The sequence below is a fragment of the Sphingomonas sp. SDUR79 genome, assembly GCF_056821745.1.
Genome location: NZ_JBPDIN010000001.1, coordinates 2696102 through 2722203 on the forward strand (window position 1 = coordinate 2696102; position 26102 = coordinate 2722203).

The 26102-nt window shown below is 61.2% G+C and carries 32 protein-coding genes; 17 read left to right on the forward strand and 15 right to left on the reverse strand.

Going from position 1 to position 26102, the window contains the following annotated elements:
• Positions 1–44: 44 nt before the first annotated feature.
• From ACRYLO_RS13295 to ACRYLO_RS13360, 14 genes are read left to right on the forward strand one after another with little or no spacing between them, the layout of a single operon-like run.
• The gene (locus ACRYLO_RS13295) at positions 45–389 is read left to right on the forward strand and encodes a type IV secretion system protein VirB3 (protein ID WP_482660599.1); all 345 of its coding nucleotides are present in this window, start codon (positions 45–47) and stop codon (positions 387–389) included.
• A complete protein-coding gene (locus tag ACRYLO_RS13300) occupies positions 382–2772 on the forward strand; it encodes a VirB4 family type IV secretion/conjugal transfer ATPase (protein ID WP_482660600.1) in 2391 nt (796 codons plus the stop codon). Before ACRYLO_RS13295 ends, ACRYLO_RS13300 begins: the two co-directional genes overlap by 8 nt.
• A gap of 13 nt (positions 2773–2785) precedes the next feature.
• Entirely contained in the window at positions 2786–3499 is a 714-nt protein-coding gene (locus ACRYLO_RS13305) for a type IV secretion system protein (RefSeq protein WP_482660601.1), read from the forward strand.
• On the forward strand, positions 3499–3813 hold the full coding sequence (locus tag ACRYLO_RS13310; protein ID WP_482660602.1) for an EexN family lipoprotein: 315 nt from the start codon (positions 3499–3501) through the stop codon (positions 3811–3813). Before ACRYLO_RS13305 ends, ACRYLO_RS13310 begins: the two co-directional genes overlap by 1 nt.
• A gap of 34 nt (positions 3814–3847) precedes the next feature.
• Positions 3848–4861, forward strand: a complete 1014-nt coding sequence (locus ACRYLO_RS13315) for a type IV secretion system protein (RefSeq protein WP_482660603.1) — start codon at positions 3848–3850, stop codon at positions 4859–4861.
• A gap of 13 nt (positions 4862–4874) precedes the next feature.
• Positions 4875–5228, forward strand: a complete 354-nt coding sequence (locus ACRYLO_RS13320) for a hypothetical protein (protein ID WP_482660604.1) — start codon at positions 4875–4877, stop codon at positions 5226–5228.
• A gap of 1 nt (position 5229) precedes the next feature.
• Positions 5230–5922: a VirB8 family type IV secretion system protein gene (locus ACRYLO_RS13325; RefSeq protein WP_482660605.1), complete on the forward strand. Its 693-nt coding sequence runs from the start codon at positions 5230–5232 to the stop codon at positions 5920–5922.
• Entirely contained in the window at positions 5919–6761 is an 843-nt protein-coding gene (gene virB9 / locus ACRYLO_RS13330; RefSeq protein WP_482660606.1) for a P-type conjugative transfer protein VirB9, read from the forward strand. Before ACRYLO_RS13325 ends, virB9 begins: the two co-directional genes overlap by 4 nt.
• 1 nt (position 6762) lies before the next feature.
• Positions 6763–7989, forward strand: a complete 1227-nt coding sequence (gene virB10 / locus ACRYLO_RS13335) for a type IV secretion system protein VirB10 (protein WP_482660607.1) — start codon at positions 6763–6765, stop codon at positions 7987–7989.
• Positions 7986–8999 (forward strand): P-type DNA transfer ATPase VirB11, encoded by a 1014-nt coding sequence (virB11, locus tag ACRYLO_RS13340; protein WP_482660608.1) that lies wholly within the window; start codon positions 7986–7988, stop codon positions 8997–8999. The genes virB10 and virB11 overlap by 4 nt, the downstream gene beginning before the upstream one ends.
• Entirely contained in the window at positions 8971–10791 is a 1821-nt protein-coding gene (locus tag ACRYLO_RS13345) for a type IV secretory system conjugative DNA transfer family protein (protein ID WP_482660609.1), read from the forward strand. The genes virB11 and ACRYLO_RS13345 overlap by 29 nt, the downstream gene beginning before the upstream one ends.
• Position 10792: 1 nt before the next feature.
• A complete protein-coding gene (locus ACRYLO_RS13350; RefSeq protein WP_482660610.1) occupies positions 10793–11536 on the forward strand; it encodes an LPD7 domain-containing protein in 744 nt (247 codons plus the stop codon).
• 13 nt (positions 11537–11549) lie between these two features.
• Positions 11550–11888, forward strand: coding sequence for a hypothetical protein (locus ACRYLO_RS13355; protein ID WP_482660611.1), 339 nt, complete (start codon positions 11550–11552; stop codon positions 11886–11888).
• Positions 11885–12256: a hypothetical protein gene (locus ACRYLO_RS13360; protein ID WP_482660612.1), complete on the forward strand. Its 372-nt coding sequence runs from the start codon at positions 11885–11887 to the stop codon at positions 12254–12256. Before ACRYLO_RS13355 ends, ACRYLO_RS13360 begins: the two co-directional genes overlap by 4 nt.
• Positions 12257–12345: 89 nt before the next feature.
• Here the strand turns inward: ACRYLO_RS13360 and ACRYLO_RS13365 are convergent, their stop codons facing one another.
• The 3 genes from ACRYLO_RS13365 to ACRYLO_RS13375 all read right to left on the reverse strand — a co-directional run bounded on the left by ACRYLO_RS13365 (position 12346) and on the right by ACRYLO_RS13375 (position 14231).
• Complete coding sequence (locus ACRYLO_RS13365; RefSeq protein ID WP_482660613.1) at positions 12346–12495, reverse strand: hypothetical protein; 150 nt, start codon at positions 12493–12495, stop codon at positions 12346–12348.
• Between the two features lie 114 nt (positions 12496–12609).
• Entirely contained in the window at positions 12610–12927 is a 318-nt protein-coding gene (locus ACRYLO_RS13370; protein ID WP_482660614.1) for a DMT family transporter, read from the reverse strand.
• Entirely contained in the window at positions 12927–14231 is a 1305-nt protein-coding gene (locus ACRYLO_RS13375; RefSeq protein ID WP_482660615.1) for an NAD(P)/FAD-dependent oxidoreductase, read from the reverse strand. The genes ACRYLO_RS13370 and ACRYLO_RS13375 overlap by 1 nt, the downstream gene beginning before the upstream one ends.
• Positions 14232–14319: 88 nt before the next feature.
• Here ACRYLO_RS13375 and ACRYLO_RS13380 point away from each other — a divergent pair, with 88 nt between their 5' ends.
• Complete coding sequence (locus ACRYLO_RS13380; RefSeq protein ID WP_482660616.1) at positions 14320–14883, forward strand: TetR/AcrR family transcriptional regulator; 564 nt, start codon at positions 14320–14322, stop codon at positions 14881–14883.
• Between the two features lie 39 nt (positions 14884–14922).
• Here ACRYLO_RS13380 and ACRYLO_RS13385 read toward each other — a convergent pair whose 3' ends face one another.
• From ACRYLO_RS13385 to intI1, 12 genes are all read right to left on the reverse strand, one after another.
• Entirely contained in the window at positions 14923–16044 is a 1122-nt protein-coding gene (locus ACRYLO_RS13385; RefSeq protein ID WP_482660617.1) for a relaxase/mobilization nuclease domain-containing protein, read from the reverse strand.
• Positions 16044–16565 (reverse strand): hypothetical protein, encoded by a 522-nt coding sequence (locus ACRYLO_RS13390; protein WP_482660618.1) that lies wholly within the window; start codon positions 16563–16565, stop codon positions 16044–16046. The genes ACRYLO_RS13385 and ACRYLO_RS13390 overlap by 1 nt, the downstream gene beginning before the upstream one ends.
• A 281-nt stretch (positions 16566–16846) precedes the next feature.
• Positions 16847–17731, reverse strand: a complete 885-nt coding sequence (locus ACRYLO_RS13395; protein WP_482660619.1) for a ParB/RepB/Spo0J family partition protein — start codon at positions 17729–17731, stop codon at positions 16847–16849.
• A gap of 2 nt (positions 17732–17733) precedes the next feature.
• Entirely contained in the window at positions 17734–18468 is a 735-nt protein-coding gene (locus tag ACRYLO_RS13400; protein ID WP_482660620.1) for a ParA family protein, read from the reverse strand.
• On the reverse strand, positions 18465–18626 hold the full coding sequence (locus ACRYLO_RS13405) for a hypothetical protein (RefSeq protein ID WP_482660621.1): 162 nt from the start codon (positions 18624–18626) through the stop codon (positions 18465–18467). The genes ACRYLO_RS13400 and ACRYLO_RS13405 overlap by 4 nt, the downstream gene beginning before the upstream one ends.
• Positions 18623–19006, reverse strand: coding sequence for a hypothetical protein (locus ACRYLO_RS13410; protein ID WP_482660622.1), 384 nt, complete (start codon positions 19004–19006; stop codon positions 18623–18625). The genes ACRYLO_RS13405 and ACRYLO_RS13410 overlap by 4 nt, the downstream gene beginning before the upstream one ends.
• Positions 19003–19686, reverse strand: a complete 684-nt coding sequence (locus tag ACRYLO_RS13415; RefSeq protein ID WP_482660623.1) for an AAA family ATPase — start codon at positions 19684–19686, stop codon at positions 19003–19005. The genes ACRYLO_RS13410 and ACRYLO_RS13415 overlap by 4 nt, the downstream gene beginning before the upstream one ends.
• A gap of 175 nt (positions 19687–19861) precedes the next feature.
• Entirely contained in the window at positions 19862–20185 is a 324-nt protein-coding gene (locus ACRYLO_RS13420) for a single-stranded DNA-binding protein (RefSeq protein ID WP_482660624.1), read from the reverse strand.
• Between the two features lie 1114 nt (positions 20186–21299).
• Complete coding sequence (locus ACRYLO_RS13425; RefSeq protein ID WP_482660625.1) at positions 21300–21518, reverse strand: helix-turn-helix transcriptional regulator; 219 nt, start codon at positions 21516–21518, stop codon at positions 21300–21302.
• Positions 21519–21563: 45 nt separating this feature from the next.
• Positions 21564–22523, reverse strand: coding sequence for a replication protein RepA (locus ACRYLO_RS13430; protein WP_482660626.1), 960 nt, complete (start codon positions 22521–22523; stop codon positions 21564–21566).
• 47 nt (positions 22524–22570) lie between these two features.
• Entirely contained in the window at positions 22571–23179 is a 609-nt protein-coding gene (locus ACRYLO_RS13435) for a recombinase family protein (RefSeq protein WP_482660627.1), read from the reverse strand.
• 313 nt (positions 23180–23492) lie between these two features.
• Positions 23493–24506, reverse strand: a complete 1014-nt coding sequence (gene intI1, locus ACRYLO_RS13440) for a class 1 integron integrase IntI1 (RefSeq protein WP_000845048.1) — start codon at positions 24504–24506, stop codon at positions 23493–23495.
• Between the two features lie 163 nt (positions 24507–24669).
• Here intI1 and ACRYLO_RS13445 point away from each other — a divergent pair, with 163 nt between their 5' ends.
• On the forward strand, positions 24670–25224 hold the full coding sequence (locus ACRYLO_RS13445; RefSeq protein ID WP_003159191.1) for an aminoglycoside N-acetyltransferase AAC(6')-Ib4: 555 nt from the start codon (positions 24670–24672) through the stop codon (positions 25222–25224).
• A 70-nt stretch (positions 25225–25294) separates the two neighbouring features.
• Positions 25295–26089: an aminoglycoside O-phosphotransferase APH(3')-XV gene (gene aph(3')-XV, locus ACRYLO_RS13450; protein WP_019407932.1), complete on the forward strand. Its 795-nt coding sequence runs from the start codon at positions 25295–25297 to the stop codon at positions 26087–26089.
• Positions 26090–26102: the final 13 nt, after the last annotated feature.

Sequence of the window (26102 nt, forward strand, 5' to 3'; positions counted from 1 at the left end):
GCGACGCGCCAGCCCCTTCCAGTTGCGTAGCTAGGGAAACACCGATGTCCGAAGACCGCGAAAACATGGTGCGCAACACGCTGTTCCTGGCGGTGACGCGGCCCGCGCTGTTCGCCGGCATCCCGATCGAAGCTGCGGTTTTCATCATGATTGTGTCGGTCATCGTCCTGATCGGCCTCAACAACCCGCTCTATGCTGCGGTGATCGCCGGCGTCCAATTCGGACTCTCGCGCTTGATCGTGCGGCATGACGTGAACGCATTTCGCCTGATCTTCCTGTGGGGCCGCACCAAGGCGGCTAGCCGGAATCGGGCCTTCTGGGGCGGCTCCAGCTACACGCCGCTCCCCCTCAAAGGCATCAAGCGCAAGGGGTTCGGCCGCAATGGCTAAGGCTAATCGTCTATCCGATCAGGTGCCGATGAAGGTCGCGCTCAAGGAAGTGCTGCCTACGAAATTCCTGCCCTACTCGCGGCATGTGAACGAAGAGGTCATCGCGCTGGATAGCGGCGATATGATGCTGACGTTCGAGCTTCAGGGGCGCGCGTTCGAGACATCGGACGTGCGCGATCTGAATGACTGGCATTCCAAGCTCAACGGGATGCTGCGCAACCTGCACGACGATCGCATTTCGATCTGGACGCATTTGGTGCGTGCGCGCGTCGAGCAATATCCGGGCGGCAACTTCCGGTCGAAGTTCGCCCGCGATCTCGATGCGGCCTATTTTGAGCGCATGAACCGCGAACGCATGTTCATCAATCGGTTCTTCGTCACGCTGGTCGCGCGCCCCGCCGTCCACGGTGCCGACAAGCTGATCCAGCTCTTCAAGAGCAAGTCGCGCCGCGATGCGTCCGCCGATGCGGTCGACGAGGATCTACTAGAGCTGCTTGAAGACAAGGCGCGCGATTTCGAAAAGCTGCTGTCGCGCTGCGAGCCGCGCCGGCTCAAAGTATATGGCTACAAGGGCCTGAAATTCTCGGAGCCGCTAGAGGTCGTGGAAATGGTGATGACGGGACGTCATCGCCGGGTGCCGATCATCCGTGGTCACGCTGGGAGCGCCCTCTACCGCCAACGCACGATCTTCGGCGGTGAGACGGTCGAAGTGCGCGACGCCGATCGCAGCTCGTTCGGCGGTATGTTCGGCATCCGCGAATACCCCGCTTTCACGACGCCACGGCAATTTGAGTCCCTGCTGGCAGTCGATTTCGGCTTCGTGCTGACGCAATCCTTCACCTTCCTCGGCCGCGCCACGGCTGCGGAGCGGTTCCGGCTGCGTCAGAAGCAGATGGAAAATGCCGACGATCGCGCCGTCAGTCAGATGCACGATCTGGTCGATGCGTCGGACGATCTCATGTCCAACCGCTTCGTCCTGGGCGATCATCACTTCACGCTCGCGGTCTATGCGGAAAGCCTCAAGGGGCTGCGCGACAATATGTCGATCGCGCGCGCCGCGCTGGCCGATACTGGCATGGTCGCGGCACGCGAGGGCGCGGCGCTCGAAGCTGCATATTGGAGCCAGCTCGTCGGCAATTTCGCGTGGCGGGCGCGGCCCGCGCCGATCACCTCGCTCAATTTCGCGGCGTTCTCCCCGTTCCATACCTATCCGGCGGGCAAGCCCGATCGCAATCATTGGGGCGACGCCATCGCCCTTATGAAGACGAGCGCGCGCAGCCCCTATTTCTTCAGCTTCCACAAGGCGGACCTCGGCCACACGATGGTCATCGGTCCGTCTGGTGGCGGTAAGACCGTCATCGTCAATTTTCTCATGGCGCAGGCTGAGAAAACCGGCGCGCGGCAAATCTTCATCGACAAGGACCGGGGCGCGCAAATTTTCGTGCTGGCTTCGGGCGGCACGTATCTGACGCTCTCGAACGGTGCGCCAACCGGCTTCGCGCCGCTCAAGGCGCTGTCCAATACGCATGAGGATCGCGCCTGGCTGTCGCTCTTCGTCCGCCAGCTCGTAAAGGCGGAAGGGCGACCGATCACCGTCCAAGAGGAACGGATGATTGACGAGGGCGTGAACGCGGTGATGCGCCTCCCGGCCGAACAGCGGTCGTTCGACGCGCTGCGCACAATGCTCGGCATGGCCGATCCAAGCGGGGTCGGCGCGCGGTTGGAAAAATGGACGTCGCGCGGGTCGATGGGCTGGGTCTTTGACAACGCGGAAGATGAAATGAAGCTCGATAGCCGGTTCATCGGCTTCGACATGACGGACTTCCTCGACAATGCGGAAATCCGGACGCCGCTGATGCTCTACCTATTCCGGCGCATCGATGCGCTGCTGAATGGCGAGCGGACGATTATCGCGATCGACGAGTTCTGGAAGGCATTGGGTGACGATGCGTTCCGGAGCTTCGCACAAGACGGTCTGAAAACCTATCGTAAGCGCAACGCGCTGCTGGTGTTCGCCACGCAGTCACCGGCTGATGCGCTCAAGAGCGATATCAGTCACTCGATCTTGGAGCAGGTTGCGACCAAGATCATGCTTCCCAATCCGAACGGGAACCGTCGCGATTACATCGACGGGTTCTCGATGACGGAGGCGGAATATGCCCTGATCCGGGAAGAGCTATCCCCGGAATCGCGCAAATTCCTCGTCAAGCAACAGCATGACAGTGTGGTCGTCGAGCTGGACCTGTCCGGCCTGGACGACGAGCTGGCGGTTCTATCGGGCCGCGCGGAAACCACCGCAATCGCAACTGAGGTCATCGCCGAATACGGGCGCGACCCGGCTGTCTGGTTGCCGATCTTCCACAACCGTCGTCGTCCAAGCTGAAGGAGAGAAGGCCATGCTAAGAAATAAGCTGTTCGTTCTAGCGCTGGCATCGCCAGCGCTGATATTTGCAGGACCGGCGCACGCTCAATTTGGCGGCATCGTGTTCGATCCCCAAGCCTTCGCCCGCCAGCTTCAGGAATTGAATGAGGCGCGGAAGATGGTGACGCAGGGCGCGCAACAGCTCGACGAAGCCAAGAAGCTCTATAACGACTTCAACAAGGTCACGGATATCGGCCGCGTTGCGCAACAGCTCAAGAATGACGCGCTGCGTTCGGCTGACGTCTCGGACACGAACATTGGCGGCTACACCGACGGCGATCTGAACGTCGTGGGTGGCCTGCGCGGCAAGGCGAACGAAGCCTATCAGCGCATCATGGGGCAACTGCCCTCGGGCGCATCGGCCGAAACGCGCACGGCCTACGAGCAACGTGCGCGCGAGGCGGCGGTGACGGCGGGGCTTGCCTCCAATGTCGGATCGTCGGTCACGTCGCGCCGGCAGGGCCTGGAGGAACTGCGGGGCCGCCTCAATAGCGCGACGTCGCCGGCTGAGCGCGCTGATATGCAGGCCCGCCTTCAGCTCGAACAGGCGCAGATGACGAACGATGCGCTCGCGCTGCAAGCGATCGAGATCCAGCGTCGCGCGAAGGCCGAAGCCCAATACACCGGCTATGTCGGCCAGCGGCAACGCGAGAACGCCAAGATGGCGCAGCAAATGGGTATCGATTGATGCTCGATCGCCGCTCCCTTGCGATCATGGTGGGTGCAGCCGCGCTAGTCGCTGGCTGCACTCCATCCGAAGAGGCGCAGACGGGTAATGACCTCCGGTCAGATATCCCGCTGCGCTCGGTCGACTATTTCGTGGCTCACGAAGACGAAGCCGCGGAAATGCGAGGCGTGTGCGATCGGTGGAAAGCCTCGCAGCGGCCGATCGGCTCTTGGCCGTCCGTCGTGACCACCAACTGCAACAACGTCGGCCTGGCTGCCAACCGCAAGCTCAACAACCGAGAGAACGACAAGCTCAAAAAGCAGATGGGCATCTAGCCCATTTGCGGCGCTTGCGAGGGATGATGATCTAATGGAATTCCCGATTTTCACGGAAATGTTCACGGCGGTCGACGGCGCTCTCGCCGCGATCATCGCGAAATATGCGGCCATCATCGCCCTCGTAAGGCCCGCTCTGATCGCGGGTGTGACGATCTATATCATCCTGTTGGGTGGCGCGATCCTTCGGGGCGCGGTTCAATTTCCCTTCCGCGAGTTCGTCTATCGCGGACTGAAGCTCGCCGCCCTCTGCTACGCAGTCAGCACCATGTACGGCGCGCACGTCGGGATGCTGACGATGGAGGGTTTGCCCCGCGACTTCGCGAACGCGCTAGGCGGTGCGAACGTCGACGGTCTGGGGGGTTACTTCGACACGCTCTTGCAAGGGGCGTTCCGCGCCATCGCGAAAATCACGGAAATCGTCGATCGCCATACGGCGGAAGCCGGGACCAACCTCGTTGGCATCCCCAATAACTTCATCGAGATCCTGACCGCCGCGCTCCTGAACCTGACGATCCTCGTCATCGCCCTCCTGTCGACCGCGCTGGGCTTTACGATCTGCGCGTTCGCGCTGTTCGCTCTCGCGCTGCTGGCGGTGGTAGGGCCGCTGTTCCTGGCCGCGCTGCTGTTCGACAGCACGCGCGGCTATTTCTTCGCGTGGCTCGGCTCGGCGATCAGCTACATCATGCTCGTCGCCTTTGCGCTGCTGGTGACGCTGTTCGTCTCGCAAACGACGGACACGTTCATCAACGCCATCACGACGAACGATCACATCATGGTCGCGGCGCTGAAGGCCATCGCCTTCTACATCCTCGGGTTCTTCTTCTTCCTGCAAATCCCGTCGCTCGCATCGGGCCTCGGCGGTGGTGGTCCTGCTCTCGCTACGCAGTTCGCCCACGCCGTCACCGGCAACATCGCGCCGATGGCGGGACGCGCAATGTCCAACGCTCCCCGCGACCTCGCGCGTGCTGCCTTCAGCTCGCGCGGTTCGGCGGGGGGCGGCGGTGGGTCCGCCCCCCGTTCGGGCGGCACACTGACACGCACTTAACAGGAGTTTCGGCATGAAAATCCGCGCAGCATTGGCGACTCTCGCCCTTCTGACTCTCACGCCGTCGGTCCCGGCTGTCGCTGGCCCGAAGGACGACAAGCTGCCCCGGTGCAACGGGCAGAAAAAGCGACCGGCAAATCTCTATGGGACGGTCCTTCCGACCGTACCGAAGAATTACGGCGCGACGCCCGCTAGCGCTGCTTCAGCAGCGCCAGCCCCCGCACCTACCAACCTGTTCCCGCCGCCCTCCGACGCCCCTGCCGGGGCTGGGCCGGTGTCGTCCAATACCACCAAGGTTCCTGCGATCAGCGCGAACCTCCCCGGCGACCGCCATGCGGCGCTGCCAACCTCTTATGCGAGCTGCTGACATGGCGATCGGCGTGAAAGACAGTGACGACGATCTGAAGGCTTATTTCGCGGAAGCGCAAAGCTGGGACCGGGATCGTTTTGTAGCAGCCAATCGCTCGAAGCGGTTGGCATGGTCCGTCGCCGGCGTGGCGAGCGTCTTGGCTGTCGTTGGCGTTGGGTCGGTCATGGCGTTGTCGCCGCTCAAGACCGTCGTTCCCTATGTCATCACCGTCGACAAATCGACGGGTGCGACCGAAGTGACGCAACAGCTTCGGGGTGACAAGGCAATCACCTACGACGAGGCGGTGCGCAAATACTTCCTCGCCAGCTACGTCCGGGCGCGCGAGGGCTGGATTCCGCAAGCTCGGACGGAGTTCTTTAATCAGGTGCTGGCGCTGTCGGCACGCGAAGAACAGAACCGTTGGATCGCCTTCTATAAGAAGGACAATCCGGACTCTCCGCAAAACCAGCTCACGGCGAATGACTCCGTGTTCGTGCAGGTTAAGGCGGTCACGTTCATTTCCCCGAACGTGGCGCAAGTCCGCTTCACCAAGCGGCGCGAAAGCGACCAGCAAGTGACCGAAACGCCGGTCATCGCAACCATCACCTTTGATGTCCTGTCGAAGCCGGAATCCGAAGCGGGCCGCTACGCCAACCCGCTCGGCTTTCAGGTCAAGTCCTACAGGGCCGACGTGGAGATCCCCGGAAAATGAAGACGATCCTGAGCCTGTCGGCCGCGCTCTTCGTGCTATCGAGTATGCCAGCGCACGCGGAGCAAACCCCGCGCGCGTCCGGCCTCGATCCGCGTGTGCGTGAGGTCAATTATACGGACGGCAATGTCATCTCGATCCGGAGCGCGTTCCGGACCGCCACGCAGATTGAGTTCGCTCCTGGCGAGCAGATCAAGTTTGTGGCGATGGGCGACACCGTCTCGTGGGAAGTCGCCCCGGCTGACAATTCGCTGTTCATCAAGCCGCGCGAGCGCGCTGGCACGACGAACCTGATCGTCGTGACCGATTACGAAGGCGAAAAGCGCAATTACACGTTCGAGCTGACGGCGATCGCCGGCGCGAAAGGTGGCGGCTCGTTCTTCAAGGTTCGGATGCGCTACCCCGCGCAAGAGCAGGCAGCGGCCCGGGCGGCTGCGGCGAAGGCGCAGATTGCCGCTGCACTCGCGGCGCAGAACAGCGCGGTCAAAACGGCTCTGGATATCGGCGTTCTCGAAGGAACGCGGAACATGAAATATACCGTCCAGGGCGCGTCCGCGATCCAGCCTTCGGAAGTCAGCGACAATGGCCAATTTACGGTCATGCGCTTCCCGAACCAGCGGGAAATCCCCGCGATCTTCACCGTCAACCCGGATGGGAGTGAGGCAACCGCGTCCTTCGACGTGCGGGACGAATTTGTCGTCCTGCACGGCGTCTACAAGGAACTGCGCCTGCGTCGGGGCAAGGTGGTGCTGTGCATCTACAACGAAGGCCCGAACTACTACGGCCGCGATCCCAAGACGGACACGGCATCCGAAATCGTTGAACGCACGACGGAGAACTGACGTGTCCGACAAGAGATTCGACGTCGATGCGACGCCCAACATCGACGAGATTGACCGCACCGCTGCGGATCGTCCGAACCGCATTCCGTCGCTGAAGACGGTCGAGTGGGACAATAAGAAGATGATCGGTGCCGGCGCGCTGGGTGCCGGTGGCCTGTTCCTGATCTTGATGCTCGCCACGGGTGGGATCGGGGGCAGCAATGAGGTCGCCCTTACGAAGCCCAAGCCGCCAGCGGTCGACCAAGCGCCCTATGATCCGAACACGGTCATTGCGCCCACTCTTGCGTCAGCGCCCCGCGACCCGAACGCGCCGGTCCAGCTCACCGGCGAGCAAGTCCCGGCGATCGGTCCCGATGGTCAGCCGATCACGCCAGTCGGCCCCGACGGGCGGTCTGCTGCGAATGGTCAGCAAACCCGCGAGCAAACCGCGGCGGAAAAGCGTCGCGCGGAAGCGCTGGCGTTGCAGGACTCCGCCCGCCGGTCGACGCTGGTGGCCTACAATGGCTCGGCCGCTGGCTTTGGAAACCGTAGCGGCTTCGCTGGTCAGAACGGCGCGGACGATGACCAATACGGTGCGGATCGTGGCAGCGCAGGCGGTAGCCAGCAAACGAAGCTGGACGAGCTGAAGCGGACATCCGCGATCGGCCGCGCGACTGCGCGCCTGATCGGGGACCGCAACTATCTGGTGACGGCAGGCGCGATCATCCCCTGCACCCTGCAAACCGCGATGGATAGCAGCGTGCCAGGCTATGCCACCTGCATCATCCCTCGCGACATCTATTCGGACAACGGACGCGTCGTGCTGATGGAGAAAGGCACGCGCGTTTTCGGCGAATATCAGGGCGGGCTTCAGCGCGGCCAATATCGCCTGTTCGCCATGTGGACACGGGCCGTCACGCCGCGAGGCGTTGCGATCGACATCGGTTCGCCGGCGTCGGATGGCCTGGGCCGTGCCGGTATGACAGGCAAGATTAATCGGTTCTTCTGGGAGCGGTTCGGCGGGGCGCTGCTATTCAGCGTTCTCGAAAGCGGCGGGCAGGTTGCGGCCTCGGCCGTGGGACCGAATGGGACCAACATCACGCGCGTCCCGTCCGATTCCACCTCGCAAATCCTACAGGACACCCAGCAAATCCGGCCCGTGGTGCGGATCAATCAAGGCGCGGAAATGGCGATCACCGTCGCCAAGGATTTCGACTTCTCGCAGGTCTATGGGCTGAATCTGAAATGACGGGTGGCTCCTTTCGCAACACCGCGATCCTCGACAACGCCGTCCAACCTCTCCGGAAATACTTGGACGACGACGCTGTAACGGAAGTGGTCATCAACGAGCCGGCGCAGGTTGGGGTTGAGCGGAAGGGCGGTTGGACCTGGGAGCGCGAAGAGGGCCTGACCCTCGACGCGCTCAACGAGTTGGCGAGGGCTGCGGCTGCGTTCACTTCGCAGGACGTGACACGGGAAAACCCGATATGCTCGACGATCTTCCCGACCGGCGAGCGCGTCCAGCTCGTCATGCCGCCCGTCGTGCCGGACGGTACGGTCTCGATCACGATCCGAAAGCCATCGACGAAGACGATGACGCTTCAGGATTTCGAGGCGAGCGGCCTTTTCTCGCAAACGGAGATCGCCACGAAGCGGATAAGCCCGGTTGAGGAAAAGCTGCTGGGGCTTCTGCATACCGGGAGGCACGTCGAATTTTTCGAGCTGGCCGTTCGCAGCCGTCTCAACATCCTTATTTCGGGCGCGACCGGCTCGGGTAAAACGACATTCTCCAAGGGCCTCATCAAGCTCATTCCCGACGAAGAGCGGTTGCTGACCATTGAGGACACCCGCGAATTGGTCGTGCCTCACAAGAATGTCGTCCACATGCTCTACAGCAAGGACGGCACCGGCACCGCCAAGGTGACGGCCAAGGAATTGCTCGAGAGCGCATTGCGGATGCGGCCCGATCGCATCCTGCTCCAAGAGCTGCGCGACGGAACGGCGTTTTTCTACCTTCGCAACGTCAACAGCGGCCACCCCGGATCGATCACCACCATCCACGCGGACTCGGCCGAATTGGCGTTCGAGCAACTGACGCTGCTTGTGAAGGAGAGCGAGGCCGGGTCCGATCTGGCGCGCGACGATATCCGCTCGCTGCTCAAGATCCTCGTCGACGTCGTGGTGCAGATGCGGAAGGTCAACGGCGAGTTCAAAATGACCGAAATCCACTATGATCCGGCTGCGCGTCATGCAGCCTAAACGCGGCTCTATCCTCGCCCTGGCGCTGCCCGTCGCGGCGGTCGTCGTCTTCCTGATCGCGTCGCTGGTGGCATGGTTCTACCTGAGCCTGCCAGCGGCGAAATTCGACCCGCTCAAGATGCCGGCGTTCTTCTGGTACTACCGGGGTGATCCCGCCGTGCTGAAGGCGCTCGGTGCTGGCCTGGTCGTCGGTCTGGTGGTCGCCGGGCTGATGGTCTGGTTCCTGCTTCAGAAGAAGGCTCCGCTGCACGGCGCGGCACGCTTCGCGAAAGAGCGCGAGATTAAGGCAGGCGGCTTTCGCTCGGACGACGGCATTGTCCTGGGGAAGAAGCGGGGCAAATTCCTGATCTTCGGCGGCAATGAACATTGCATCGTCGAAGCCCCTACCCGCTCGGGCAAGGGCGTCGGCATCGTCATTCCCAACCTGCTCGGGTGGCAAGGCTCGGTCGTCGTCCTCGATGTGAAGCGCGAGAATTGGGACGCGACGGCCGGTTTCCGCGCCAAGTTCGGGCAGGCGGTTTACCTGTTCAATCCGACCGATCCGGAAGGCCGGACGGCCCGCTACAACCCGCTGAGCTACATCGACCGAACCAACCCGGATCAGGTCATCATCGAGCTACAGAAAATCGCGACCATGCTGTTCGTGCCGCCTGAGCGCGGCGAACCGTTTTGGACGGATTCTGCCCGCACCGCGTTCGTCGGCGTCGGGGCCTATCTGGCGCAAGCCGATATGCCCTTCACAATTGGCGCGATCTATCGGCTGATGACCACGGGCGACACCCGCGCCTATTTCAAGCGCGTTCTCGAAGAGGAAAGCCGCCACCTGTCGCAAGGCTGCCGCAACGCGCTGGCGGACTTCACTTCGGGGGCTGACAACACGTTCGCCGGGATCGTGCAAACCGTCACGTCGAAGCTGAGCCTGTGGCTCAACCCGCGTGTCGATGCGGCGACGGAGGAAAGCGACTTCGATCTGCGCCAGCTCCGATCGCGGCCGATGTCGATCTATCTCGGCGTTTCGCCGGACGAGCTGGACCGCGTAGCGCCGCTCTACAATCTGCTGTTCCAGCAACTGATCGATCTGAATGTCCGCGATCTGCCCGACGATCAAACGCCCGTGCAAGTTCTCGTCATCCTCGACGAGTTCGCGCGCATCGGGCGTGCGCAGGTCATCGCTAGCGCCTTCTCCTACGTCGCCGGCTACGGCATCCGCCTGCTGCCTGTCATCCAGTCGCGGTCGCAACTTCGTGCCGTGTATGGGGAGCATGTTGCGACCGAAATCGTCGCCAACTGCGGCGTCGAAGTCGCGTTCACGCCCAAGGAGCTGCGGGTCGCAAACGAGCTGTCGGAGCGCATTGGTTATATCGGGCAGGAAAGCATCACCAAGTCGCTGACCATCAACGGCATCCTCGCCAACCGCTCCAAATCCATGTCGGATCAACGGCGGGCGCTGCTGCTCCCGCAAGAGCTGATGCAGTTCCCGAACGAAGATTTGATCCTGCTGCGCGGCGGTATGGCTCCGATCCATGGTGACAAAATTCGCTATTATGCGGACGCTCATTTTCGCAATCGCGTCCTGCCCGCGCCGATCGTCGAGCCGATCGCGCGCCGCGTCCACGACGACGAGGATCTACCCGACTGCATCATGCCGACGTTCGACCAGCTCACCGATCCTGACGCCGAAGATTTTGCGATCGATGTCGTGGTGACTTCGGACTTTCCGGACATGCTGATTGATGTCGCCACGGAAGAGCGCGGCGGTGAGCTTGTGGGCGTAATCGAACAGGAGCGGTAATATGGCTGAGAATGCGAACGCAACGGCTCCGGAGGCCAAGGTAGGGGCGCGGAAGCGCAACGACGTGGAAATGCCTGCCGAGCTGGACACCCGCTTCCTGCGGGTCGGAAACAAGCTGTATCGCAGCGCGCACGATAAGGAGCCGGTCGCCACGATCTCGGCCGATAAGATCAAGGCGAAGGATAGCGCCTCCCTGCCCGATCTGGTGCGGTTGGCGAAGGCGAATGGCTGGACGTCGCTCAAGATCAACGGCGATGAAGAGTTCAAGCGTGCGGCCTATCTCGCTGCGCACGCGCAAGGCATCCGGATCGACGGCTATAAGCCCGACGAGAAGACGCGCGCCGCTGCCGATCGCGAGCAAGCCCGTCAGGCGTCGACGCCCGCCCCCAAGGAAAAGGCGGCGCGCACTGACAACCAGGTCCGCGACAACAAAGAAAAACCGGAGCCGCGTGCCGATTTGGCCGAACGCTTCCGCCGTCAAACCGATGTACAGAACGCGAAAGACCCGGAGCTGAAGCGCGCGCAGAGCATCGTCGCCCTTTCGATGACCGTCGCGTCGACCCGCTTTCCTGACGACACGAACAAGCAACGCGAGTTCGTGGCGGGTCGCAAGGAAGAGGTTGCGATGCGCATCGAACGCGGCGAGCGTGTCGCCGGTATCGAGGTTCGTCAGCAACAGGCCCAACGCATCCGTGAAATCCAACAGGATCAGGTTTTGCAGAAAACGCCGACCCGCAGTCGCTGAGAGGGAGGGAACGATGAAATTCGCGCTAATTCTGGCAGGAGCGTTGGCCTTGGCTGGCTGCTCGAAAAAGTCGGTTGAAGGCACCTACAACATGGAGAACGGGCCGGTGCGTGGCGTGGTCGCCACCTTCGGTCCGTCGACGTTCACGCTGTCGAGCGGCGCCAGCGGCACCTATGAAATGTCGGGCGATCAGGTTATCCTTTCCGGACCCTCGATCGCGGGGCCGTACAAGGTCGAGGGCGATGCCCTTGTTGGGCCAACCTATCGCTTCGTGAAGCGCTCGCCGGACGACAAATCACCGATCTATCAGGGTCCGCGCAAAGGCTATGATCGTCCGGCCTACGCGCAATGAGCCGTCACGTATTCCATATGTGGAATAACTTCCATGTGATCGGTTGGGATGCCGGACTGAACACATTCTACCTGCAACTGAACGCCCATCGGGAAGAGCCGTCGCCTTGGTACGGAACCAGCCATAGCGAGTATGCCGACCCCCGACCGTTGGTTGATAAGCTCCGTCAGCACTTCGAACCGGAAGGCCGGACGCCGGACGAAACGCAGGATTGGGACGAAATACCCTCTAACCTGTACGATACGCTGATTGCCGATCGGCAGGCTGAACCTGGTTGGGAGCTGCCTTCCGAAGAGGTGGTGCAAGCCGCCCTTGCCGCGCTGCCGCCAAAGCGCCGGACCTTCTGGCAAAAGCTCGTCGGTCGATGACGCAACCGCCAGCAAGCCCGACTGGCCGGACAACCTGTCGGGTTTGCGGCACCTCTCCCAATTCCTTTCGGGGAGGGCCATCTGGTCGATTAAAAAAGCGAAGGCGGAGGACGCCGATTTGCTGAACGCAGCCGCTGGTGATCGTCCGGTGAGTCATGAGGAATAGTCCAGCGTTCAATCATCAACTGAACGCCCCCAACGATGATGATGCCAACACCAACAACGATCATGAGGATCATCGCTAGGCGCGGGAAATGCGCTCGATAAAGATGTGAGAGGACGGCGTAGAGACATAGCGCTGCGCCACTCAGGAATGAGCATGTTGAACCTGCCATGATCGTCCGTTCCGACGCTCAGTGACCAAATTTTAGGGTCGCGACACCGGCGATGATCAGTCCGACACCGGCGAACCGGGCGAGGGACGCCGGATCGTTGTAGAACATCACGCCGATAAGAAACGTGCCGGTTGCTCCGATGCCAGTCCACACGGCGTAGGCGGTTCCGATCGGAATGCTCTTCTGCGCAGTCCATAGCAGGAAGCCGCTCGCCGCCATGAAAGCCACAGCGATGAGGATGCCGGAAATGCGAGTGGTTGGAACCTGCGCCATCTTCAGGCCGACGGGCCAACCGATTTCGAGCACGCCAGCGAATACGAGATATAGCCAAGCCATCAGCGAAAGCCTTTCGGGATAGAGGTTGCGATGTTCGCCGTCGTGAGGACGGGTGATTGGTTCGTTCGGGTCAGAAGCCGCACGCCGCGCCCGCGTGTGAACCAGGACCACGCCCAATTGACGTAGACGGTCAAACGGCTGCGAAAGTCGACGAGCAGCATGAGGTGGACAAGCGACCACGAGAGCCAAGCCACAAAGCCATGCAACCGCACCTTTCCGAAATCAGCCACAGCATGGGAGCGGCCGATCACCGCCATCGATCCCCAATTGCGGTAGCGGAAGGCTGTCGGAGCGGCACGGCCTTCAATACGACGCCAAATCAGCCCGCCGACATACCCGCCCTGCTGCTTGGCGACGGGTGCCAGTCCCGGTAGCGGCTTGCCGTCCTCTCCGGTGAAGCTCGCGCCGTCGCCGATCGCGAAGATGTGTGGCTTACCGGGAATGGAGCAGTCGGGTTCGACACGGATCGCGCCATTGCGTGCGGCCTCGCCGCCAAGCCAGTGCGCGCCGTCATCGGCACGGGTGCCGGCCGCCCAGATGACGGTGGACGCCTCGATCCTTTCATCGCCAACGAGGAGACCTTGCGCATCGATGACGCGAACCGGCGCACCAAGTCGGACTTCGACGCCTATGTCTTCGAGCGCGTGTGCCGCATAGACAGGCAGGTCGGCAGGGAAGGCAGAAAGGATTTCTCGCCCGCCTTCTACCAGAATGATCCTGATCCGCTTGTCGGCGATGTTGCGGAAGTCGCTCGCGACCATCGTGCGAGCAAGCTCGGCGATTGCCCCAGCCATCTCTACGCCAGTCGGGCCACCGCCCACCACGACGAACGTCAACAACGACGCGACTTCCACCGGGTCGATGCTACGTTCGGCGCGCTCAAAGGCGTCAAGCAGTCGCTCGCGTATCGTAAGAGCGTCGGAGAGGGTTTTTAGAACAGGCGCATGCTCAGCCCATTCGTCGTTGCCGAAGAAGCTGTAGCGGCATCCGGTTGCGAGGACGAGGTAATCATAGGGAATGCGATCACCGGAAGCCGCGATCACCTCACGAGCGTCGTCATCAATGCCGACGACCTCCTCTAGCAAGGTCGTCACGTTGCCACCACCAGCGACCAGCGTACGTGTTGCCGTCGCGATGTCAGACGGTGCCAACGCGGCTGTTGCGACCTGATAGAGCAAGGGCTGGAAGACATGGTGATTAGTGCGATCGACAAGCGTGACGTTCACGTCTCGCCCGCTCAACGCCTTGGCTGCGGCAAGCCCGCCAAAGCCAGCTCCCACGATCACTACCTGCTTGCGTTTCACGCCAAGGACTCCTTTCTAATTCGGTCCTTTACGATCCGATCAAGCCTATTTAGATACGGTCGTATCTAGACGCAAGTGGGAATGTGCCATGCCTCGACCTAGAACCCTCGATCGCGAGCGGCTGCTCGACGCGGCAGAAACCATCGTTGCGCAAAGTGGGGCAGCCGGATTGACGTTCGGCAGCCTCGCGACCGCTGCGGCAGTCCCCAAGGCGAGCATCCAATCCGCCTTTGGATCGCGCGAAGTCCTGATGGATGCGATGCTGAACCGCTGGCTGATGCGCGAGCAGGCGCGTTTTGATAAGGAATTGGCAGGCCGCACGACGGAGCGGGACCGCATGCTCGCCCATATTCGGACGACAACGGAACTCACGCTAGAAGAAAGCACCAACGTCGCAGCGTTGATGGTCGCGTTAGCCAGCGCGGGGCAGACGGAGACCAGCTCCAATCGCTGGTATCATGAGCGCGTCGGTACATTGGAAGCGCAAGGAAGCGAGGCGCGTCGCCTTCGGATAGCGTTCTTGGCTGCTGAAGGTGCCTACTATCTTCGCAACCTGTTCGGCTTCCCCATGAGTGACGAGCTATGGAAGGACATCTTCGAAGACCTGAGTGCCTACGCGAAGGCCGATGATCTACCCTACCCACCTGCGTGACGCGCGGGCGCTGCCAATCCAAAAGGCTGAGCGCCCTCGCTAACGTCGGCGTATAGGCGGCGTTCTTTCAGGGAGCGGCTTATCCTGACCGCGCTGCCTCGTCGGTTGCCGGTCCCGATCCGCTTCGCGTTCGCGCATGGCCTTCAACCGCTCTTCCGTCTTGCGCAGCACACGGTCGGGGACAGTCTCGATCGATGGACGATCTTTCAGGAACGCCCGCACGTCGCGCGCCAGCTCGCGGTCGGCATGGTCGCCGCTCTGTTCCAGCTTCTCGGCCGCAACCTCGAACCGCTGCCGGGTATCCGTCCAACGCGCACGCGACTTTGCCACAAAAATCGGATGCTGAGCCTTCCCCTGGGCTACCAAGACGGCTTCCTTGGCCTGCCGTATGTCCGTTTCGGTGGGGAGCTTCGACGCTCCGCTGAGAACCTTTGCCCGCATCTGCGCCAGTGCCATACTGACGCCTGCTCGGCCCTGGCCCCGCGAATAGCGCGGGGTAGCCTCGGCCTCAATGCCCCGGCTACGCAACGCCTCCGCAAAACCTTCGCGGAAACGGAATAGGTCTTCACGCCGGGGATCGAAGCGATTCCGGTCCATACCTTCCGCTTGAACGGTCAGGTGAACATGCGGCCTGGGCGTGTCAGTATGCAGCGCCATTAGCCAATCGTGATTGTCGCCAATCAGCTTCTCGGCCGTCTCGCGAACGGCTTGCTTGACCGTTTCAGGGTCCGTGCCTTGGGGCATGGAAAATACCATCGCCACGGCGGACACGCTGGTGCTCTTGCGCCAATAGAGCTGATCCGACCACTCGTCCGCAAGCCGCTCCATATCGGCTTTCGTTTCGATCTTCTCGCCGTCCCGAGTTTCGATCGTCAGCTTGCCGTGACGCCCGATGTAGTCGAGGTGGGCGGCAAGGTGCTTCGCGCCCTTCTTACGGCCCGTCACCTTCACCAACACCTCGGGCGACTTGCGGACTACCCGCGCAAGGACAGCGCGCGCGTCGGGGCGTGCCGGCGCGGCCGACGCAGCCTGACGGGCGAATGGCCCCGTGCCATTCCTGATCTGTGCGGCATAGCGCATGTTCGGATCGCCGAAGACGCGCGGTCTGAAGGTCGGCTTTAGCGCGCCCCAAACATCGTCCTCACGGTCCCCGAACGACATTAGTCCGCTACCTCCCAATAGGAGGCGTCACCGCGCAGCGCCGCGCCAAGCGCGGCGATCTGCTCGTTGATCTCTTCGCGCATGTCCGCGATGCGGCGCAGCTCGCGATCGATCTGCAAACCGCTGTCCGCCATCATCGCCGCATTACCGGCTTTCATCGCCTGATTCAGATTTCGGCCAATCCGCTGCAACTGCATCCGGATAGGAGCCACCGCGTCACGAAAGCCATCGTCGACGTCGCCCTTCAAGCCGACGTGACGGCGAACCAGTGCCTTGACCCAACCCGCGCGATCGGTGCCGCGCTCGGCCGCACGCTGGTCGACGACTGCCAATTCAGTCGGGGTAAGCGTGATGGATAAGCGGCCGGTCGCGCTCTCCGCGCGAGCCGACACGCGGGGCGCAGTCGCGACATTCTGCATGGCTTGATCGAGCATCGATCGAAGGAGCGCGCTGCGCCCTCCCCTTCCCTCGGCCAGCGCGTCGAAGGCGGCGAGCGTGGAACGGTCGACGCGGACCGCCATCATTGCCTTGCCTTCGGTGGGGGATGTCATCGGGTTGCGGCTCCTCGATTGCGAGGTGTAGTGTAATACAATGAACGCAGCAACCCCTATCCTGCCCATCAAACATCCCCCACCAATCTACACCCCTTTGTCGTGGCCCGAGCCACGACATTCACCGTCGTCGACCATGAGGGAGAAAGACGCGGAAGGAAAAAATCGGGCGATTTTGCCCGCCAGTTTTCGCCGCTGTCATCCGCGATCGGGGTGGCGCTCCACCATGCCGATCGCGGCCATATTATGCCTTAGCCGTCGAACCGGATCGTTCTTGGCGTGGCTTCATCATCGAACTGCACAACGGCTTCGATGACCCGCGCCCGCTTGCCTTCCACCTCAATGAACGTCGCGGTCGGTTCATTGGAAACCGCGGCGTTGGACGAAGGCGGACGGCGCGTCTGCGCGGGGCTGGCCGGTGCTTCCCCCTGCCCTTCTGCCGTCGGTGAAGTCTTCGGCGCTGGCGGTGATCCGCGATCGTCAGCCTGACGCGCCTCGCCCTGGTCGCGCGCAAAGCGCTCGCACTCCGCAACGGTAAGCGAACCGATCGGCGCTGCATCAACAAAGGTGCGCGTAGCCGCCTCGTCCCTCTTCGCGGCCTTCACCAATGCCGCCGCCCCGCGAACCGGAATGTCGTCCAGTCGTGCGGCGAGAAATTCGGGCGCTCCAATCAACGCCCGGAACCGGGACAGCATCGCATGATCGCGTCCCGTAGCCCGCGCGAGGTCCATGATAGACATACCGGCCGCAAGCTGGCGCTCGACGAATGCAACGGTATCGCGCGTCGAAAGCTGCTCGCGCTGGTCGTTCTCAATGAACTGGTCGATCCGAACCTGGGCGGGGTCGTGCTGTTCGCTGACGATCGCAGACACATTGATCCCAAGGTGCCGGCACGCGCGCCAGCGCCGTTCACCGAAGTAGATCCGATAGCGCCCGTCATCATCGGCGGGAGCAACGGTTATAGGCTGTATCTGCCCGCGCTCCTTGATGGTCGCCGCCAGTGCCTCGATCTCGGCTTGATCGATTTTGGTCCGGACGTTTTCGGGGTCCGGATATACGGCGTCGACCGGAAGCGACAGGACGCGGCCTTGAAGAGCAACCTCGTCCTTGCTCGCGAAGATATCTCCGAAGTCCACCGTCAAACTCCCATCCGCTGCATCGCTTCGTCGAGAAAGGCCCGCATGGGAGGAAGCGACGAGCGCGTGTCCTTATCGTGCCGCCAAACCGGAACACCGGCCTGCACGGCCTGGCTGTAATGCGATCGATCGGGAAGATGGGTCGCAAACAGGTTGCGGCCGATCTTGGCTTTCAATTCCTCCAGCATCGCGAGCTGGTTCTTGTCGTTGGCCTTCACACGGTTTGCGACAAGGCCGACGACATTGATCGGCGTTTTGCGTCCGCGCTGGTTCACGGTCTGGATCGAATTTGAAAGCTGCTTTGTGGAATCCGGGCCGAACGGTCCAAGCTCAACCGGCACGATAAGGTCGTCGCACATCATCAAGGCCGCGAAGTTGATCCAGCTCCACGCGGGAGGCGTGTCGATCACGCAAAAATCGAACAGCGGCGATAGCTTCGGGAAATTGGTTCGGAAGGCATTGAGCGCGCCGGAGTAGTTGGCGTCATATTCGCCGTGCATCCGGTTCGAGTAGATCGCCAGCCTTCCGGTAGCGGGAGGCACATAGTCAGGCTCGAATAGCGGCTTGCACGATCCAAGCTGCTCGAACTCGCGCAAGGCCGATGTGGCGTTGCACTGGCGATCAAGGTCGAGAACGAGAACGCGGTGTCCTGCGTCGGCAAGGTGCCAAGCAAGATGACACGCGATGGTCGTCTTACCCGCCCCGCCCTTCTCGATGTTCACCGCGATCGTCTTCATCGCCTGTCACTCCACCACGATCGGCGCGACCACCACCAAGTGTCCTCGTCGCCGTCACGCACCCTTTCGACATGCCGGGGTTCCGCGCCGCGTGCGGCGAGGATCAGCACGACGATGATCGCAAAAATCAGAAGTCCAGCTTGCTCGATACCGCTCATGTGCCTTCACCTCTGGGGTCGGCCGTCCCCTCCACCATCGCGCGAAATTCGGCGATCGTCTGCCAGTAGGACCGATGACCGCGTTGATTGGTGTACTCGACGAACCAATCAATCGTGTCCTTCGGGCCTTTGACATAAACGCTGCTCTGCGGAGGTGCTGACTGTCGCCGGCGTCTCGGGCCGGCGTCGGCCTGGGGCTGCGGTTCACGCTCGCCTCTGTCGACAAACCCCATCGCAGCGCCTCGCTCGATAGCTGCGGCCTCACGCTCGGGGTCGTTTGGGAGCGGTGTGCGCTTGATGCCTGACAGGTCGATAGCATCACCCTGTGGATCGGGAGCGGTCCGCCCTCCCCGCTGCTTGCCAAAGCCGTAGCCGGTCAACGCGCCATCTCCTGCTGCACCGCTTCGACAACCGCTCGCGCCACGTCGAGCGCGTTGCGCCTGGCTGCGGCAAGACCGGATGTCTGGCCGTCTTCCAGCTCTTCCAGTGTCGCAGCGAAGTCGAAAATATCGCGATATGCTGCGCGCTCCACCAGCCCGGTCGACAACAGCGGCAATTCGGCCGCGTTAATCGCTGCGACGATCCGCTTGGCGGTCTTTGTCTCGATCGCTGCATTGTCGCGGCTTCGGACAAGCCTGAACGGGATGTCTCGCCCTAACGCCTCGGCCTCTTCCTGTATGAGCGCAACGGCGTTCGCAGCCAGCTCGGCGTCGATCGGCGATAGGTTGAACGGGACCAATGCGAGGTGCGACCGCGCCAATGCGCGCGATGTCATCCGCGATGCAGTCCCTTCAAGATCGATCAGCACGAAGTCGTGGGAGGCCGTGTAGCGGTCGATCACCTTGACCAGCTCGGACTCTTTAGGGCTGGCAATGATCTCGAACGGCAAAGACTTGCCCTGTTCCGTCCGCTTGCGTCCCCACCCTGCGATGATTGCGTTCGGGTCCGCGTCGATCACCGCAACGGTCGCGCCGCTACGCGCTAGCTCCCCCGCCAGCACAAAAGTCAGCGTCGTCTTGCCTGCGCCCCCTTTGGGGTTGGCAACGGCGATAGCGGGCATCGTCGATCCTCCTATTTCGCGGCATCATACCACGAACAAGCGACACCAGAAAGGATATCCTTCTAACAATCGATATCTAATGATCCACCAATATAACGCTCTATTCCGATATCCCGTTGCATATCTAGGAGAATATCCTTTTAGGCGAAAGGGCCGCCGCAGCGGCCCCGGAGCCTTACCCGGCGTCCTGTTCGCTGCCCTTGGCGAGAATGGCAAAGCCATCCGCGATCAGCTCCACGGTGTAACGCTTGCCCTCGGGTGCGTCGTAGGAATTTTGGCGAACCCGCCCGGTGATATGCACTAGGTCGCCCTTCCTGGCCGACGATGCGCGCTCGATCAGGCGACCGAACAGCGTGACCTCATTCCAGTGCGTGTCGGTTAGCCACTCTCCGTTTTCCTGCCGGTTGTAGTTGGCCGCGACGGAAACCTTCGTCACTCGCTCATGCTCGGTGATCTTACCGACGCGGCCGATGATGCGAAATTCAGCGATGTTCTGCATGGGATCTGTCCTTCAGCTCGATCAGGCCAATTCCTGATGGGGATTTGAGGGGAGCGCAGGCGCCGCGATCAAGGAAAAAAACGGAGGGTCCGCGCAGCGGAAACCGTAGGCGCAGCCGGTTATTTCCTTGATCGTACAAGGCGGCGCAGCGACCATTCCCCATCACAACAGGAATAGGCCCATCGCGCGCAGGGAAGCCCGTGGAGCCGCTTTTGATGCGGTTTCGGCAGGGTAGGGGCATCGAGCCTCGGAATGAGGTCCTGACGGGCCGCGTTGGCGGGAGGGGAGGGGGCCTATCGTCAGCGGGATCGAACCCGCGCCGATCGTCTGAGGCAGCTTGGATTTGTGAGGTCCGATCGCTATATCAGGGAGGACATTAGCCCACTCCTACGGGCGAAATGGGGGTCGGGGCCTTGCCGGGTTCCGGCCCCATTCCATTTCAGGGCAGCACGATCGCGACCAGCTCGATCCTGGCTCGATGTCGGCAAGCGTCAACATCGGTAATAGAGAACCGCGAAAGCCGCTTGGTCCCCCTGGGGAGCATTCGCGCCGGCGAAGCCGGTGCGTCTTTCGTTTGCCGCGTGTGGGACGTCGGAAGGGAGTACGACGTTTGACCATCCCCAAAAAAAAGCAAAGGAGTCGGCCGCAGGCTGTCATCATGGGGGATGCCGGGTGGGAGGACGTGCGAAGCGCGTCCGGGCGAGCGAAGCGAGGAGCTGGCGGGGGCGAAGCCCCCAAGAGGCGGCGGTGATGTTCGCGCCGAAGTTGCCCACAGACAGGCCGCTAAAGGTAAGAGTGTATAGGTATATATAGGTTAGTGGGGGGTAATTAACACCGAAAACGCGAGTCGTTCGGGGTGCGATTAACACCGCTCGGGGGGTCTGATTATCACCGGAAAAGGGGGCGATTAACACCGCTCTGTGGAAACGTCCGGAAGCTCCCAAAGGGGGTCGATTAACACCGCTCCGGACGAGAATGAGGTACGATTAACACCGGCTTCGCCCGATCGCGAAAGGGGGTCGATTAACACCGCCGATAATGGGCGTTTCGGGCGAGCAGCGCCAACCCCGCAACCCCGAAAGGGGGTGCGATTAACACCACCTCGAAGCGGTCGCTAATCCGTGCCGGATCGCTGTAGGCGCTGCGCGATCGGCTCGAATGGGGTGAGCGAAAAGACTGCCGTAATCGGCACCCCAAAAACCCCGGCAATCTTCATCGCCAGCTCAAGCCCCGGCGCTGAATCGCCGCGCTCGATAGACCCGATCGTTTGCACATTGGCCTTAACCGCGTCTGCGAGCTGCTGACGGGAAACGGCCAGCTCGCCCCGTAACATCGCGATCCTATTGTGCATGACGCCGCATCCGCCTCACGATGACGGCTACTTGATAAGCCGCTTCGCCTCTTTCGGGTCGACCGCAGGACGAGAGGAAAAGAGCTTTATGCCTCCCCGCACGATCTCGACCTGTGCGTCTGGATAAACGGACCGTGCTTGCGCGAGCGCCTTCTTGAAGTTCTTCTTGAAGTCCTTGAGCGAGTCCGCGCCGACATACTCCTGGCCGAATTGGTCCTTGAGCATCCACCACGTCAAAGCGACGGGCCTGTTCACGCGGTGCAGCCGCTGGACGAGATATAGATAGATATCCATTGCCATCGCTGATCCCCGAAGGGACGAGAAGGCCCGCAGGTCGATCGGCACCGCATGTTCGATCAGCGTTTCATAGAACCGTTTACCGAGAACAAGGCTCGAAGGCCAAAGCGAGCGTTGCCCTTCCTGGCCGGGAAGCCATGCCTCGAACTGCTCAACCGGATTGCCGTGGAACGTGAATGCGCGATCCCCGGCCGTGAAGCCGATCGTCATGTGGCATGTGGCCAGCGCCGATAGCTGCTTCCGGAACATACGAAAGGCAGGGCCGCCCTTCTCGATGCCAAGCAAACGCAGCGCATCGTTGGCGCTGTCGCCGAACGGTATCACCGGCGTCCGCTCACGGACTGCGTATGACGAGATATAGGCAAGGATCAGACGCGGAATGGGGCCGTAAGGAATATCCTGACGCACCATTTCTTCGCCGTTCCACATGCTTCCTGCACGCACTTCAAGGGCGGCGCTGCCGTTGCGGCGCTCGAACCGTTCGCCATCGAATTTCGAGCGGGGCAATCCGATCTGACAAAGGATCGTGTGCATGAACGTCACGTCCACGCCCTCGGGGCGTGACGCAGCAATCTCAAAACCCTTGTCGATCAATGTCAGCTCGCGGGTCGTCTTCTTAGCGCGATCCTTTTCGATCGACGCGAAAAGGTCGCCTGTAGCTGCGCCTATCGAAGTAAAGCCCTCTTTCATGTTGCCGCCTCCTACTTGCGGTTATCGACTGCCGGGGTTGCCGCCCCTTACGCAGTCGCTTTCTGGTTCGATGATTCGCCAGTCTTTAGACGCTTCAGCCCATTGTAAAGCGTCGCCCTGCTAACGCCGAACGTCTTGGCGACATCATTAGCCGTCAGGTCCGGGTCGTCCATCAGCGTCTTTGCCTGCCGTAGCTGTTTGAGCGACAGGGTGGTCTTGCGACCGCCGCTCCGTCCGCGCGCGCGCGCCGATGACAGTGCAGCCTTCGTCCGCTCGCTGACAAGCTGACGCTCGAATTGTGCGAGAGTCGCGAACAGGTGAAACATCAACTGGCCGACTGCGCTGCCGGTATCGATCTTCTCGGTGATGCTCTCGAACCCGATGCCGCGCGCGGCGAGGTCGTTGACGGTGCCGATCAGGTGGGAGAGCGAGCGGCCTAGGCGGTCCAACCTCCACACAACAAGCGTATCCCCCGCGCGAAGCGCCTTGATCGCCTGCGCCAGCTCGGCGCGGTCGTCCTTCGATCCGCTGGCTCGTTCCTCATAGATGATGGTGCATCCGGCCTTGGACAGCGCATCGGTCTGCACATCAAGGCTCTGGTCGGCCGTCGACACGCGCGCATAGCCGATCCGAACCGCCCCGGTCTGAGGTGGCAAATCCGACGACGATTGCGAGGCGTCTATCATTCAACGACGGTCCGGTTTGTTAGACGATGATTATTGGACGATATCTTAGACAGTGGGAAGGGGGAAATTGCGCGGAAAAGGTGTCGTTTTCAGAAGACGGCTGCACTGAACGTCAGAAGCCGACTGCACTATAGCAGCGGAGGGGTTGGATCCATCAGGCAACGACGGGCTGCTGCCGGCCATCAGCGGACGCAGGGAGGACTTTCCGCAACCGGCCGTTCGATGCGGCACCGATGGCCTTCGCGCAGGGGTAGTGAATCCGCCAGGATTGACTTGCGCTGCCCTACCTCTCACTAGTGAGGGGCGGCAGCGCATCAAGCGGTGAGCGCACTCCGGCACCGCCAACTTTCAGCACATGCGTGTAAATCATCGTCGTAGAGACGTCGGAATGGCCGAGCAGATCCTGCACGGTTCGAATGTCGTAACCGCTGCGGAGCAAGGCCGTCGCGAACGAGTGGCGGAGGGTGTGCGGTGTGGCGGGCTTCGTGATGCCTGCTTGTTCTACGGCACGTTTGAAGGCGCGCTGAAAGGTCTGGTCATACATGTGATGGCGACGCACGACACCGCTCCGTGGATCGGTCGAATGCGTGTGCTGCGCAAAAACCCAGAACCACGGCCAGGAATGCCCGGCGCGCGGATACTTCCGCTCAAGGGCGTCGGGAAGCGCAACGCCGCTGCGGCCCTCGGCCTGGTCCTTCAGCCACCATGCCCGTGCACGCGACAGCTGCTCGCGCAGGCTGGGTGCCAAGCTCTCGGGTAACATCAAGGCCCGATCCTTGGAGCCCTTGCCCTCCCGCACGATGATCGTGCCGTGATCGAAATCCAGATCCTTGACCCGCAGTTGCAAACCCTCACTGATCCGCATGCCCGTTCCATACAGAAGCTGGGCGAACAAACGATGCTCGCCTTCCAGAAAACCGAGGATGCGAACCACTTCATCCGGGGTCAGCACCACCGGCAAGCGCCGCGACGGCCGAGGTCTTCCGATCTCCTGAAGCCAGGGCAGATCCGTGCACAGCACCTTGCCGTAGAAGAACAGCAAGGCCGCCAATGCCTGACGATGCGTGGAGACCGAAACCTTGCGCTCGTTCGCCAGCCAGGACAGAAATGCCTCGACTTCGCTGCTGCCCAAGGTTGCCGGGTGACGCACACCGTGGAAACGGATGAAGGCACGAACCCAGTGGACATAAGCCTGTTCGGTTCGTAAACTGTAATGCAAGTAGCGTATGCGCTCACGCAACTGGTCCAGAACCTTGACCGAACGCAGCGGTGGTAACGGCGCAGTGGCGGTTTTCATGGCTTGTTATGACTGTTTTTTTGGGGTACAGTCTATGCCTCGGGCATCCAAGCAGCAAGCGCGTTACGCCGTGGGTCGATGTTTGATGTTATGGAGCAGCAACGATGTTACGCAGCAGGGCAGTCGCCCTAAAACAAAGTTAGGCATCACAAAGTACAGCATCGTGACCAACAGCAACGATTCCGTCACACTGCGCCTCATGACTGAGCATGACCTTGCGATGCTCTATGAGTGGCTAAATCGATCTCATATCGTCGAGTGGTGGGGCGGAGAAGAAGCACGCCCGACACTTGCTGACGTACAGGAACAGTACTTGCCAAGCGTTTTAGCGCAAGAGTCCGTCACTCCATACATTGCAATGCTGAATGGAGAGCCGATTGGGTATGCCCAGTCGTACGTTGCTCTTGGAAGCGGGGACGGATGGTGGGAAGAAGAAACCGATCCAGGAGTACGCGGAATAGACCAGTCACTGGCGAATGCATCACAACTGGGCAAAGGCTTGGGAACCAAGCTGGTTCGAGCTCTGGTTGAGTTGCTGTTCAATGATCCCGAGGTCACCAAGATCCAAACGGACCCGTCGCCGAGCAACTTGCGAGCGATCCGATGCTACGAGAAAGCGGGGTTTGAGAGGCAAGGTACCGTAACCACCCCAGATGGTCCAGCCGTGTACATGGTTCAAACACGCCAGGCATTCGAGCGAACACGCAGTGATGCCTAACCCTTCCATCGAGGGGGACGTCCAAGGGCTGGCGCCCTTGGCCGCCCCTCATGTCAAACGTTAGACCGCTATGACAGTCGCCCTCGACGAAGTATCTGAACTAAAGAATTTGCTTTCACCCTTGTTGGATGAATGCACTTTTGAAGAAGTTGAGTATGGTCAGTCAGATGCTCGAGTGATTCGAGTTCTATTTCCTGATCGCAATACCGCGTATCTAAAGTACGCCTCCGGATCTTCTGCTCAAGAAATTCTTCAAGAGCATCAGCGCACTAGATGGCTCAGAACACGAGCTCTCGTACCGGAAGTGATCTCATATGTCTCGACTTCAACTGTCACCATCCTGTTGACAAAAGCATTGATTGGCCACAATGCCGCTGACGCCGCAGATGCAGATCCAGTTATTGTTGTTGCAGAGATGGCACGAGCGTTACGCGACCTCCATTCGATCTCGCCTGACGATTGCCCATTCGACGAAAGGCTCCACCTGCGACTGAAGCTGGCTTCGGGCCGTTTGGAAGCCGGGTTAGTTGATGAGGAGGACTTTGATCACGCAAGGCAAGGCATGCTGGCGCGGGATGTTTACGAGCAACTTTTTATACAAATGCCTGGAGCGGAGCAGCTGGTAGTCACACATGGCGACGCCTGTCCCGAGAACTTCATCTTCCAAGGTAATGCCTTCGTCGGCTTCATAGACTGCGGTCGGGTCGGGCTTGCCGATAAGTATCAAGACCTGGCGCTTGCATCGAGAAACATTGACGCGGTATTTGGACCAGAACTCACTAACCAGTTCTTCATCGAGTATGGAGAGCCAAATCCGAACATAGCTAAGATTGAGTACTACCGGATCTTGGATGAGTTCTTCTAAGCGCGGTCTAACA